The sequence below is a fragment of the Variovorax sp. F042 genome, assembly GCF_057814215.1.
This window is the reverse complement of sequence record NZ_JBVASX010000108.1, coordinates 1-278: the sequence shown is the minus strand read 5'-3', so window position 1 is coordinate 278 and position 278 is coordinate 1. Positions and strand designations below refer to the sequence as shown.

Here is a 278-nt window from a genome sequence, read left to right as displayed (position 1 = left end):
TCAGCCCGTTCCGCCGCGCGGTGTGCGGCGACCTCACGCGCGCCTTCAACGTCGCGACGCCCAACACCGAGGTGCTGCCGGTGCTCGCGGGCAGCCGCACCAAGGCCGAGGCCGACAAGGTCCGCGCCGACCAGGACGTGCTGCCGCAGGTGGTGCCGCCGGCCAACGCGCAAGTGCCGCAGCAGGCCACGGGCACGCGGCCCTCGCGCGCCTTGCCCTACGAACTGCACACAAGTGCCAAGGTCGACGCGACCGGCGGCAAGCTGCAGCTGCTGTTC

The 278-nt window shown here is 73.0% G+C and carries 1 pseudogene; it reads left to right on the top strand.

The features are described from left to right. Positions 1–278, top strand: a pseudogene (locus tag ACZYSP_RS35625) (phosphocholine-specific phospholipase C); the annotation flags it as partial.